Source organism: Bacillus sp. JFL15 (assembly GCF_001184225.1).
Lineage (GTDB): Bacteria > Bacillota > Bacilli > Bacillales > Bacillaceae > Bacillus > Bacillus siamensis.
In genome coordinates, this window is record NZ_KQ236689.1 from 577,068 (window position 1) to 588,277 (window position 11,210).

The 11,210-nt window shown below is 48.3% G+C and carries 8 protein-coding genes, 21 tRNA genes and 1 rRNA gene; 2 read left to right on the forward strand and 28 right to left on the reverse strand.

Annotated elements, in window-relative coordinates; genetic code table 11:
• Position 1: 1 nt before the first annotated feature.
• From menC to AD710_RS02840, 6 genes are all read right to left on the reverse strand, one after another.
• On the reverse strand, positions 2-1,117 hold the full coding sequence (menC, locus tag AD710_RS02815; protein WP_016938467.1) for an o-succinylbenzoate synthase: 1,116 nt from the start codon (positions 1,115-1,117) through the stop codon (positions 2-4).
• Complete coding sequence (locus tag AD710_RS02820) at positions 1,114-2,577, reverse strand: o-succinylbenzoate--CoA ligase (protein ID WP_049627225.1); 1,464 nt, start codon at positions 2,575-2,577, stop codon at positions 1,114-1,116. Before AD710_RS02820 ends, menC begins: the two co-directional genes overlap by 4 nt.
• A gap of 87 nt (positions 2,578-2,664) precedes the next feature.
• Positions 2,665-3,483 carry a 1,4-dihydroxy-2-naphthoyl-CoA synthase gene (gene menB / locus AD710_RS02825; RefSeq protein WP_016938465.1) on the reverse strand — a complete coding sequence of 273 codons (819 nt, stop codon included), beginning with the start codon at positions 3,481-3,483 and terminating at the stop codon, positions 2,665-2,667.
• A gap of 58 nt (positions 3,484-3,541) precedes the next feature.
• Entirely contained in the window at positions 3,542-4,366 is an 825-nt protein-coding gene (menH, locus tag AD710_RS02830) for a 2-succinyl-6-hydroxy-2,4-cyclohexadiene-1-carboxylate synthase (RefSeq protein ID WP_049627226.1), read from the reverse strand.
• Positions 4,354-6,090, reverse strand: coding sequence for a 2-succinyl-5-enolpyruvyl-6-hydroxy-3-cyclohexene-1-carboxylic-acid synthase (menD, locus tag AD710_RS02835; protein WP_049627227.1), 1,737 nt, complete (start codon positions 6,088-6,090; stop codon positions 4,354-4,356). The genes menH and menD overlap by 13 nt, the downstream gene beginning before the upstream one ends.
• Positions 6,087-7,502, reverse strand: coding sequence for an isochorismate synthase (locus AD710_RS02840; protein WP_049627228.1), 1,416 nt, complete (start codon positions 7,500-7,502; stop codon positions 6,087-6,089). Before AD710_RS02840 ends, menD begins: the two co-directional genes overlap by 4 nt.
• Positions 7,503-7,786: 284 nt before the next feature.
• Here AD710_RS02840 and AD710_RS02845 point away from each other — a divergent pair, with 284 nt between their 5' ends.
• A complete protein-coding gene (locus AD710_RS02845) occupies positions 7,787-8,506 on the forward strand; it encodes a TraR/DksA C4-type zinc finger protein (RefSeq protein ID WP_049627229.1) in 720 nt (239 codons plus the stop codon).
• Between the two features lie 133 nt (positions 8,507-8,639).
• Positions 8,640-9,110, forward strand: a complete 471-nt coding sequence (locus AD710_RS02850) for a TspO/MBR family protein (RefSeq protein WP_016938460.1) — start codon at positions 8,640-8,642, stop codon at positions 9,108-9,110.
• 35 nt (positions 9,111-9,145) lie between these two features.
• On the opposite strand, the gene AD710_RS02855 is transcribed toward AD710_RS02850, so the two are convergent.
• The 22 genes from AD710_RS02855 to rrf all read right to left on the reverse strand — a co-directional run bounded on the left by AD710_RS02855 (position 9,146) and on the right by rrf (position 11,180).
• Positions 9,146-9,217: transfer RNA gene (locus AD710_RS02855), tRNA-Glu, on the reverse strand.
• A 3-nt stretch (positions 9,218-9,220) separates the two neighbouring features.
• Positions 9,221-9,311: transfer RNA gene (locus AD710_RS02860), tRNA-Ser, on the reverse strand.
• 3 nt (positions 9,312-9,314) lie between these two features.
• Positions 9,315-9,384, reverse strand: a tRNA-Asn gene (locus AD710_RS02865).
• A 9-nt stretch (positions 9,385-9,393) separates the two neighbouring features.
• Positions 9,394-9,470, reverse strand: a tRNA-Ile gene (locus AD710_RS02870).
• 15 nt (positions 9,471-9,485) lie between these two features.
• Positions 9,486-9,559, reverse strand: a tRNA-Gly gene (locus AD710_RS02875).
• Positions 9,560-9,566: 7 nt separating this feature from the next.
• Positions 9,567-9,642: transfer RNA gene (locus AD710_RS02880), tRNA-His, on the reverse strand.
• A gap of 21 nt (positions 9,643-9,663) precedes the next feature.
• Positions 9,664-9,739: transfer RNA gene (locus AD710_RS02885), tRNA-Phe, on the reverse strand.
• A 12-nt stretch (positions 9,740-9,751) separates the two neighbouring features.
• A tRNA-Asp gene (locus AD710_RS02890) sits at positions 9,752-9,828 on the reverse strand.
• Positions 9,829-9,833: 5 nt separating this feature from the next.
• Positions 9,834-9,910, reverse strand: a tRNA-Met gene (locus AD710_RS02895).
• A 19-nt stretch (positions 9,911-9,929) separates the two neighbouring features.
• Positions 9,930-10,022, reverse strand: a tRNA-Ser gene (locus AD710_RS02900).
• A gap of 7 nt (positions 10,023-10,029) precedes the next feature.
• Positions 10,030-10,106, reverse strand: a tRNA-Ile gene (locus AD710_RS02905).
• Between the two features lie 2 nt (positions 10,107-10,108).
• Positions 10,109-10,185, reverse strand: a tRNA-Met gene (locus tag AD710_RS02910).
• Between the two features lie 20 nt (positions 10,186-10,205).
• A tRNA-Ala gene (locus tag AD710_RS02915) sits at positions 10,206-10,278 on the reverse strand.
• A 4-nt stretch (positions 10,279-10,282) separates the two neighbouring features.
• Positions 10,283-10,359: transfer RNA gene (locus tag AD710_RS02920), tRNA-Pro, on the reverse strand.
• An 18-nt stretch (positions 10,360-10,377) separates the two neighbouring features.
• Positions 10,378-10,454: transfer RNA gene (locus AD710_RS02925), tRNA-Arg, on the reverse strand.
• A 9-nt stretch (positions 10,455-10,463) separates the two neighbouring features.
• Positions 10,464-10,549, reverse strand: a tRNA-Leu gene (locus tag AD710_RS02930).
• Between the two features lie 19 nt (positions 10,550-10,568).
• A tRNA-Gly gene (locus tag AD710_RS02935) sits at positions 10,569-10,643 on the reverse strand.
• Positions 10,644-10,652: 9 nt separating this feature from the next.
• Positions 10,653-10,736 (reverse strand) — tRNA-Leu (locus AD710_RS02940).
• Between the two features lie 11 nt (positions 10,737-10,747).
• A tRNA-Lys gene (locus AD710_RS02945) sits at positions 10,748-10,823 on the reverse strand.
• Between the two features lie 37 nt (positions 10,824-10,860).
• A tRNA-Thr gene (locus AD710_RS02950) sits at positions 10,861-10,936 on the reverse strand.
• A gap of 29 nt (positions 10,937-10,965) precedes the next feature.
• Positions 10,966-11,041, reverse strand: a tRNA-Val gene (locus AD710_RS02955).
• Positions 11,042-11,064: 23 nt separating this feature from the next.
• Positions 11,065-11,180: ribosomal RNA gene (gene rrf / locus AD710_RS02960) — 5S ribosomal RNA — on the reverse strand.
• Positions 11,181-11,210 lie beyond the last annotated feature (30 nt).

Below are 11,210 nucleotides of genomic sequence, written 5' to 3' on the forward strand. Positions count from 1 at the left end.
ATCAGCTGTTTGTTGTGAATACGTCCATTTGGGTGACGTATTTTCTCATTACTTCCTGATTCACGCTGACACCCAATCCAGGACCGTCCGGAACAGAAATAAATCCCTCTTCGATACGGATGTCAGGAGTGACGATATCCTCCTCCCAGTATCGGTCTGATGAGGAAATGTCACCCGGTATCGTAAATTGCGGCAGCGAAGCAAGCGCGACTGTCTGCGCTCTCGAAATGCCGGTCTCGAACATTCCGCCGCACCATACCGGCATGTGATGCTCTCTGCATAAATCATGTATTTTTAAAGCTTCTGTCAGGCCTCCTACACGCGCCGGTTTTATGTTAATGATTTTACAGCTTCCAAGCTCAATCGCCCGCCTCGCGTCATCAAATGAGCATATACTTTCATCAAGACATATCGCCGTTCTCAAATGTTTTTGCAGGTGGCGGTGATCGACAATATCATCTGCCTGAAGCGGCTGTTCTATCATCATTAATTGGAATTCATCCAATTCTTTCAGCCTGCTGATGTCTTTCAGTTCATACGCCGAGTTGGCATCCGCCATCAGCGGTAAGTTCGGGAAACGGCTGCGGATGGCTCTGACCAAATCAACGTCACGGCCGGGCTGAATTTTTATTTTTATACGTTGATAACCTTCTTTTAAATATTGCTCAATTTCCCGAAGCATCACATCATCCGAAGCAAGACCCACTACCACCCCGGCGGGCACTTTATCTCTTTTGCCCCCTAAGGCTTCTGCGAGAGATATCCCCTTTTTCTTGGCATATAGATCCCACACGGCTGATTCGAGCCCCGCTTTTGCCATGCGGTTTCCTTTGAAACGCGCGAGACTGTCAGGCACCTCTGACGGATGGAAAAACTCGCGGCCTACGATATTTGGGATGAAAAAATCTCTCAGCATATGCGCGCATGTCTGAATCGTTTCTTCTGTATACCAAGGAGAAGAAAACGCCGATACCTCCCCCCAGCCGGTTCTGCCGGTTTCATCGATCGCCTCCACGATCAAAAATTTGCGGTCCTGCAGCGTTTCAATACTTGTTTTAAACGGTTTTTTCAGCCTCATACTTACATGATAAAGGGTGATTTTTTCAATCTTAATCATGACAATTCTCCTTTACGAAGCTCATTCAGCCGATGTCTCATCAGTTTATTGGACGCGTTCCGCGGGAGCTCGTCAACCGCGAAAAAAGCAGCCGGTACTTTATATTTTGCAAGGCGTTCACGGCAAAAGTCGGCCAGCTCTTCTGCACTGACAGAAGAAGTCAGCACGAGAAAGGCATGCGGCACTTTCCCCCACTTTGGATCTTCGGCTCCTGAAACACCTGCTTCCGCTACAGCCGGATGGGCAAGCAGCGCCGCTTCCACTTCAGCCGGATAGATGTTCTCTCCGCCTGAAATGATGAGATCCGACCGTCTGTCCAGCACATATAAAAACCCTTCGTCATCTAAATAGCCAAGATCGCCCGTTTTAAACCAGCCATTATGAAAAGCGGCCTGATTCGCTTCATCACGATGATAGTACCCTTTCATTACATTCGGGCCTTTTACCGTGATTTCACCGTGTTCAAACGGCGTACAGCGATTTCCTTCTTTTTCAATTCTGATCTCGCATGAAAACAGCGGTTTACCGGCCGAGCCGAGCTTTTCCATGCTGAATTCAGGTGACAGCGTGACAATCTGTGAGCAGGTTTCGGTCAAGCCGTAAGACTGGAAGACCGGAAATTGCTTTCTTCGGCATTCTTCAAGGAGCGGCAGCGGGGCCGGCCCTCCGCCAAGCAGAATGCACCGCAATGATTCCGGACATTGTTCGGTTTCTGAAAGCAGGCCTGAAAGCATTGTCTGCACCGCTGATATGATCGTGACCCGGTGTGAGCTGATGCTAGCAAGCACATCAGTAACTGAAAATTTTCGTTGCAGCACGACGGGCATACCGTAAATGACCGACTTAAACAGTGCAGACAGGCCGCTGATATGAAACAGCGGCAGCGCAATAAGCCAGCGGTCCCGCTCCGTGACCCCCAGATTCAGCGCAGACGATACAGCGCTGGAATAATGGTTTCCGAAAGTCTGCTGCACCCCCTTCGGCCTTCCCGTTGTTCCTGACGTATACATAAGAGTCGCCGTATCATCAAGCGTTACATAAGCTTCCGGCTCCATGTCACCCGCCTTTTCAGCCTGCAGCTCGTCCACATCTGCGACAGCGACTGCAGATTCATAATCTTCGCGGCAAAAACCGTCTTCCGTCAATAAAAGCTTCGCCTCTGAATCTTCGAGCTGAAACAGCCGTTCCTGTTTTGAGAGCTTCGTATTTAACAGCACCGCTTCCGCTCCTAATAAGAAGCAGGCGTGAACGGCATAAACCATTTCCGGACGGTTAGAAAGCAAAATCGCGACACGGTCTCCTTTTTTAAGCTTGCAGTATTCGGACAGCCGCGCGGCCATTTGTTCAGAAGCATCATACAATTCTCTGAATGTCATCTGTTTGTTTTCAAATATGAGAGCGATTCTCTCAGGTGTCAGCTGAGCCCTTTGAATGAGCCAATTTGGCTGTTCTGTCAGCATGTTATCATCTCCGAGGTAAAAGTACTGTGTTTGAAAAGAAAACAGCTTGGACCAGAGCGGCTCAAGCTGTTTCGTAGTGTCATCTGATCACGGAAAACGAGGGAACTGACCGAAATCCGGACTGCGTTTTTCTTTAAAGGAATCGCGGCCTTCTTTCGCTTCGTCTGTCGTGTAATAAAGAAGTGTTGCATCTCCCGCAAATTGCTGAATTCCGGCCAGGCCGTCTGTATCTGCGTTAAATGCCGCTTTAAGGAAACGAAGGGCTGTAGGGCTTTTCTCAAGCATTTCCTCACACCATTTAATGGTTTCCTCTTCAAGTTTCTCTAATGGGACTACCGTATTGACAAGACCCATGTCGAGCGCTTCCTGCGCATTGTATTGACGGCACAGATACCAGATTTCACGGGCTTTCTTATGTCCGACGATACGCGCCAGGTAGCCTGAGCCGTAACCGGCATCAAAGCTTCCCACTTTCGGTCCGGTTTGACCGAAAATCGCGTTATCAGCCGCAATCGTTAAATCACAGACGATATGAAGCACATGGCCTCCGCCGATCGCGTAACCTGAAACCATTGCTACAACCGGTTTAGGAATCACGCGGATCAAACGCTGAAGATCAAGCACGTTCAGACGCGGGATCTGATCGTCTCCGACATATCCGCCGTGACCGCGGACTTTTTGGTCTCCGCCTGAACAGAATGCTTTATCTCCCGCTCCCGCAAGAACGATGACACCAATATTAGAGTCATCACGCGCACAAGCAAATGCGTCAATCATTTCTGATACCGTCTTAGGAGTAAATGCGTTATGTACCTCCGGGCGGTTAATTGTTATTTTTGCAATACCGTTATACGTCTCGTACAAGATTTCATCGTACTGACGTTCAGTTTTCCATTCTGCAGCCATTGATATGACCTCCTTCATTTTTGCCTGAGTCCGGCCCAAAAGCTATTTTCTATATGCTTTACAAGCCGTATAAAAACTCACTTACTATCTTACCAAAAATTCGCGGCTGTTCCACATGTACCGTGTGCCCCGCCTGTTTGACAACCTCTATTTTACTTGATGGGAGCAGGTTATGCACCTTTTGATTAATCACGCAAAACTTTTCGTCCCATTCACCGCATATAAGCAGAACGGGCGCCTTGATGCGGTCTAAAGCATCCCACCAGGAAGGCTGCGAGCCCGTCCCCATTCCGAGCAGACTGCCTGCAAGTCCGGACGGATTATTTTTCAGCCTGCCGGCACGGATGGACGCCTTTACGCTGTCCGGCAGAGAAAGCTGCGTGGCAAACAACGGAATGCCCTCCCAATAATCGACAAACGATGTGATGCCTTCCTTCAATATAAAGTCCGCAAGCTTCCGGTCTGACTGAATCCGCTTTTTGCGTTCCTGAAGCGTGCTGAGACCCGGAGTGGAGCTTTCCAAAACAAGCGCTGACACCCGATGCGGAAATGCCTGTGCAAAGGAATACGCAAGTCTTCCCCCCATAGAATAACCAATAAGTTTCACTTTGTGAAGTTTTAATTGATCAAAAACGGCGGCAAGGTCCGCAACCTGCCGGCTCGTACTGTACCTTGCCGCTTGCACAGGCGCGTCTGTCTCCCCGTGACCCAGGCAGTCAATCATCACCATTCGCTCGCCGGGAAACATTTCGCGCAGAAACATCCATGATTCTTTACTGCCCGTAAATCCGTGCAGACAAACAATTGCTTCAGACGAGCGGTCACCGGTATCATTCACCCGGTAGCACACGCCGTCATCCATTTTGACAGTTACAGTCTCCATTCTTTTTTCACTTCCCGCACTGCAGCCTGCAGCAGATCGCGATGGAATTGAACTCTTGAGGTCCGATCTGTTTTCAGCTCGATAATATGAAGTCCGGGCTTGTCCGCCTGCGGCTGATACGCATCCTTAAATGCTTCCCATGTCTCAGGGCAAGTATACGTCCCGCCATACAGTGCTGCGGCATGCTTGAAATCAAGGCCCGTCGGCGTACCGAATAGTTCTTCAAAATGAGTTTTATCAGATGCCTGCGGCAAAAATGAGAAAATCCCGCCGCCATCATTGTTTATTAAAATAACCGTAAGCGGAATTCCAAGTTTTTTAGCCGCTAACAGACCGTTTAAATCATGGTAAAACGATAAATCTCCAATCACAAGCGTGACGGGAGCTTTTGTTCCCTCACATACGCCCATAGCCGAGGAAACAACTCCGTCAATTCCGTTAGCACCGCGGTTGGCATAGACGCGGAAGGAACGATCTTGCTTTTCAAAGAAAGTATCCACATCGCGAATCGGCATGCTGTTGCCGACAAAAATCGAACTGTCTTCAGGAACAAGGTGCTGAAGGTGACGATATACATTTCCTTCGAATGACAAGTTATCCATGCCCGCATGCTGTAAATGGCCGCGGAACCGTTCATTGACAAACTGCCATTTCTCCAGCCATTCGGATAGCCGTCTTCCCGTTTCAACTGAACGGACCGCTTCCAAAAACACCGACGGATGGCAATGAATCATATGCGCGCCGGCCTGAGTGGGATCTCTCCACCCTCCGTCTTCATCGACGATAAACTGCTCAATGGCAGGATCATCCCTGAGCCATACAAAGAGCGGTTTGGAAACCGGCATCGGACCGAAGCGGATCACAGCTTCCGGACGCAGCACTTCTTTTATCTCCTCATCTCTTAAGAACGAGTCATAAGCATCAATGATCAGCGCCTTATCATGCTTTCCGTTTCGCAGATTTGAAAGCGGATCAGCCAAAATCGGGAATTGCAGTATCTCGGCAAGCGCGAGGATCTGCTGTTTTTCTGCTTCACCGTGAATTTCGCCGCAGACGATCATCCCCTTTTCGGTATTCGCAAGACGCTCTGTAATATGACGCAGTGAGGCCGGATCGGCAGACTGAATCCCTGTTGTGACAGAGACATGCCGATCTGATCTCATTCTTTCAAAAGGCCGGGCTGACAAATCAGGCATCAAAGGCTCCCTGAGCGGCACATTGACATGCACCGGTCCCATTGGCTGCTTCCCCGCTTCACTTGCGGCTCTGCCGGCCAAAGTTCTGATATAACTCAGCATTTGAGGATTTTCCTCGGGAAGAGCCGAGTCTGTGAAAAACTTAACAAAGTTACCGAACAGAAAATGCTGGTTAATCGCCTGAGGCGCCCCCACTTCCCTCAATTCATGAGGCCGGTCAGCAGTCAGGACAATAAGAGGCACTCTTGAATAATGAGCTTCAATCACGGCCGGATAGAAGTTAGCCGCTGCCGTTCCTGACGTACAAATCAGCATGACCGGACGCTGGCGGGCTTTTGCAAGACCGAGTGCGAAAAAACCTGCGGATCGTTCATCAATTTGTATATGGACTTGAATATCCGGGTGGGCCGCTGCCAAAACCGCCAGCGGAGTCGACCTCGATCCGGGACAAACGACCGCGTCGGTTACACCAGAAAGAGCGAATTCATCAATAAAGCTTCCGATATAATGTGTAATCGGGTTTGTCAAAGCCTTTCACCTCCTAAAGCAGAGATCATCGGCTTTAGTTTAATTTGTGTTTCTTCATATTCTGATTGCGGATCTGAATCTTCAACAATGCCGCAGCCTGCAAAAAGGCGCGCCCTTTTGTCTTCAATCAATCCTGATCGGATGGCCACGACAAATTCTCCGTTTTCCCTGCCGTCCATCCAGCCGATCGGCGCCGCGTACCACCCGCGTGTCATCGGTTCAATTTCAGCAATAACATCAACAGCTTTCTGCTGGGGCGCTCCGCCCAATGCCGGTGTGGGATGCAGCTTTTCAATTAAATCAAACAGAGAAGCGGACGTTTTAAGACGGCCGGTGATCGGTGTATATAGATGCTGCACACTTTTTGTTTTATATAATTGCGGACCTGCAGGCTTTTTCACACCACTGCAGCTCGATAAAAAAGCATCGTTTATCATCTGAACCACAAAATCATGCTCCGCCAGGTTTTTTTCGTCATGCAGCAATTCTTCGCCGAGACGGTCATCTTCTTCCTGACTTTCTCCGCGCTTAATTGAACCTGCCAGACAAGAGGACATGACGTCTTTGCCGGATTTTTTGATCAGCCGTTCCGGTGAAGCGCCGACAAAGCATTTATTTCCCTGCTCAATCGCAAAAACATAGCTTGTCGTTTGATCCGTCAAAAGCTTGCGGACAACGCTCTCCGCCGGAATCGGCCCGTCATATGACAAAACGACTTCCCTTGCCAGCACGACTTTATCATATTGATTTGCTTTCATATCATTTGTTGCTGTTTTAATGGCGTCAAGCCAGTTTTCTACATCAAGTTCTTCCGCTTTTGTTAAATCAGGATATTCCTCATATGTCATTGAAGAAACTGTAAAAGCTTCAGAAAAAGATTTCAGACGTTTCAGCACATCTTCTGCCTGATTGCCGTCTGCCGCCCATTGATTGACGGTTAAATAATCACCATCCGCCGTCTTTGTCAGCATGAGTGAGGGAATAAAGAACAGTCCTTCTTCGAACCCATCCCATTCGTCTCCTCTTTCTTCAGCGGGATTAAATGAAAAACCGCCGAATAAGACAGGGCCGACCGCGGTTTGCGCCGCCTCTTCTTCTTCATGAATATGATAAGCCGTCTTTTTAAAGCGCTCCCATTGTTCAAAAACGTCTTGATAACGTTTTTCGTTTTTTTCATTCGATTGGAACAGCGCTTCTGTGCCAAGACCGACTATTGTTAATTCACTACCGGGTTCTGACCAAAAAAATCGTTTGCCTTTATATTTTTTTGCTCCGTCTTTGAAAAATGATAGAGGGTCTAAAGACGCAATACGTCTTGAATAGCTCAATAAGACAGCATGGTTGACTTGTTTGGCTTTATGTAATGCATGATCTGCTTCCTCTCGGAACGTATGCTGCACCGTTGTCACCATGAGACATTCCTCCATAATCCGTTAAATGCTTTTAATACAATACACCTGTGATGACTTTGTGTCAAACACACAGATTTGCGCACGACAAAATGCCTGCATTTCTTATTATAAACCTTTTTGCGCAAATGAATAAAGAAACAAACTTGAATTTTCTTTCCCCACTCTCGGCAATCACTGTATCCTTTACTTTACTGTGGGAAAACGACCATTTTTATCCACCATTTTTCTGCACAAAAACGTTCATACTAACAGTCATAAGCATCACATAGAAACGAGGGAATGATGTGCTTACAAATGAACAGATCACACACTTGAAAAAAGAACTCGAAGAAGCCAAACATGATATCTTAAGCCGTTTTAAAGAAAATGACCAATTTCAATTAACAGATGAATTCCCGTATCAGTCATCCGGCGAATTGTCTTCCTATGACAATCATCCCGGCGATCAGGCGACTGAATTATACGAGCGTGAAAAAGATCTTGCGCTCCTCGACCATGAACGGGAGCACCTTCGCGACATTGATTACTCCCTGAAACAAATTGAAAACGGCACATACGGTATTTGTGAAGTCAGCGGCAAAGAAATCCCTTATGACAGACTGGAAGCTCTGCCGACGGCTACCACCTTGGCGGAATTTTCCTCTCAGGATGCCGTTTCTAAAGACAGGCCGATTGAAGAGGAAACACCGTTCGGACAGTTTGAATTTGATGATGATGAATCAATACGGCCGCCTTACGATAGTGAAGACTCATATCAGGATGTAGAGGAATACGGAAACTCAGAAACACCTCAAGATTTAGAGGTTCCGCCTCTCAGCTACAACGATATGACAATGAACTCAGAAGAAAACATCGGCTATGTTGAGGATTATGAAAATTTTATCGCCACAGATATTACCGGAAAAAACATTTCCGTGTATCCAAGCAGAGACCACGAAAAATATGAACAGGAACTGGACGAAGAAGGAATTATGACGACTTTCGGCGATCTTCATGCTGACTAAAACCCCGGCTTACCGGGGTTTTTACATTTGTTGCATTTTTGTAATGGAAACTCATACACTTAATGGTGCATGGCTCTCAAAAAGGTTTAACCTTTCCAAAATCGGGAATGACATTGAACAATGGAGGGAAGAGATGAAAAAGAAGTATATCGGTGCGATCATTGTATTTATCATTACATATGCCTTGTTTTCCTTAGCGGGGTTTCTCTTTCCCGTAGATCGGGAATGGTACGACGCGCTTCAAAAACCTGACTGGACGCCGAGCGGATCAGTGATAGGCATCATATGGGCGGTTTTGTTTGCGCTTATCTCCCTGTCAGCAGCCTTGGTATACGTAAAGCTTTCATGTAAAGAATCCAAAGCTTTCTGGGTGATGCTTCTCATCAATTATATCGTGAATCAAGGATTCAGCTTTTTTCAATTCACACAGAAAAATTTGCTTGCTGCATCTATCGATTGCCTGCTTGTAGCCGTTACAACACTCATTTTATTGATGATTGCCAGTAAATACAGCAAAGCTTCAGCCTGGCTTTTGGTTCCTTATTTATTATGGAGCGCTTTTGCCACATACCTGTCTTTTACCATTTACAATATGAACTCATAATAAAAAACCTTGCATAGTATGCAAGGTTTTTTTAATGACCCGTACGGGATTCGAACCCGTGTTACCGCCGTGAAAGGGCGGTGTCTTAACCGCTTGACCAACGGGCCTTATGGCGGAGAAGGAGGGATTTGAACCCTCGCGCCGCTTACACGACCTACACCCTTAGCAGGGGCGCCTCTTCAGCCACTTGAGTACTTCTCCATATGGCTCCACAGGCAGGATTCGAACCTGCGACCGATCGGTTAACAGCCGATTACCACTGAGCTACTGTGGAAAATTATCATGGTGGGCCTGAGTGGACTCGAACCACCGACCTCACGCTTATCAGGCGTGCGCTCTAACCAGCTGAGCTACAGGCCCACGACAATATAAAAATGGAGCGGGTGATGGGAATCGAACCCACGACATCAGCTTGGAAGGCTGAGGTTTTACCACTAAACTACACCCGCATTTGTTTGGGGCGATTGATGGGAATCGAACCCACGAGTGCCAGAGCCACAATCTGGTGCGTTAACCACTTCGCCACAACCGCCAAAACAATATTAAATTAAAATGGTGGCTCGGGACGGAATCGAACCGCCGACACACGGATTTTCAGTCCGTTGCTCTACCAACTGAGCTACCGAGCCTTTTTATATAAATGGCGGTCCGGACGGGACTCGAACCCGCGACCTCCTGCGTGACAGGCAGGCATTCTAACCAACTGAACTACCGGACCATTTTTGGTTGCGGGGGCAGGATTTGAACCTGCGACCTTCGGGTTATGAGCCCGACGAGCTACCGAACTGCTCCACCCCGCGATGATGATTAAATTAGATATGGCGGAGGAAGAGGGATTCGAACCCCCGCGGGCTTTGACACCCCTGTCGGTTTTCAAGACCGATCCCTTCAGCCAGACTTGGGTATTCCTCCGTATAAGTGGTGGACCTTGTAGGACTCGAACCTACGACCGGACGGTTATGAGCCGTCTGCTCTAACCAACTGAGCTAAAGGTCCAATGGTAGCGGCGGAGGGGATCGAACCCCCGACCTCACGGGTATGAACCGTACGCTCTAGCCAGCTGAGCTACACCGCCAAAAAACAATTAAAATCAAGTGGAGCCTAGCGGGATCGAACCGCTGACCTCCTGCGTGCAAAGCAGGCGCTCTCCCAGCTGAGCTAAGGCCCCAAAGTGGTCGGGAAGACAGGATTCGAACCTGCGACCCCATGGTCCCAAACCATGTGCTCTACCAAGCTGAGCTACTTCCCGATTTTTCAAAAGTATGTATGGCGCGCCCGAGAGGAGTCGAACCCCTAACCTTTTGATCCGTAGTCAAACGCTCTATCCAATTGAGCTACGGGCGCAACAATAAGTGCCGAGGGCCGGACTTGAACCGGCACGGTAGTCACCTACCGCAGGATTTTAAGTCCTGTGTGTCTGCCAATTCCACCACCCCGGCATGGATGGTATAGTTTAGTTGGAGCGGAAGACGGGATTCGAACCCGCGACCCCCACCTTGGCAAGGTGATGTTCTACCACTGAACTACTTCCGCGTTTGGCAATGCGGATGAAGGGACTTGAACCCCCACGTCTGTAAAGACACTAGAGCCTGATTCTAGCGCGTCTGCCAATTCCGCCACATCCGCAAGAAAAAACATGGTGAGCCATGAAGGACTCGAACCTTCGACCCTCTGATTAAAAGTCAGATGCTCTACCAACTGAGCTAATGGCTCTTTTTACAAGAGACTTATATAGTATAACATATAAAAGTGGTGCCGGCAAGAGGACTTGAACCCCCAACCTACTGATTACAAGTCAGTTGCTCTACCAATTGAGCTACACCGGCCTAATACGCCAACTTATGTATGATAGAAATGGTGGAGGATGACGGGCTCGAACCGCCGACCCTCTGCTTGTAAGGCAGATGCTCTCCCAGCTGAGCTAATCCTCCGTATATTACACTTACGTGTAATGGCTTGGCGGCGTCCTACTCTCACAGGGGGAAACCCCCGACTACCATCGGCGCTGAAGAGCTTAACTTCCGTGTTCGGCATGGGAACGGGTGTGACCTCTTCGCTATCGCCACCAAACCATTGAGAGTGTTCTCTCAAAACTAGATA

What these genes read in the sequence shown, in the direction of transcription:
- AD710_RS02850 (WP_016938460.1), top strand. Translation starts at nt 8,640, where the DNA reads ATGAAAAAGAAGTATATCGGTGCGATCATTGTATTTATCATTACATAT.
- menB (WP_016938465.1), bottom strand. Translation starts at nt 3,483, where the DNA reads ATGGCTGCAGAATGGAAAACTGAACGTCAGTACGATGAAATCTTGTAC.
- AD710_RS02840 (WP_049627228.1), bottom strand. Translation starts at nt 7,502, where the DNA reads ATGGTGACAACGGTGCAGCATACGTTCCGAGAGGAAGCAGATCATGCA.
- AD710_RS02820 (WP_049627225.1), bottom strand. Translation starts at nt 2,577, where the DNA reads ATGCTGACAGAACAGCCAAATTGGCTCATTCAAAGGGCTCAGCTGACA.
- menH (WP_049627226.1), bottom strand. Translation starts at nt 4,366, where the DNA reads ATGGAGACTGTAACTGTCAAAATGGATGACGGCGTGTGCTACCGGGTG.
- menC (WP_016938467.1), bottom strand. Translation starts at nt 1,117, where the DNA reads ATGATTAAGATTGAAAAAATCACCCTTTATCATGTAAGTATGAGGCTG.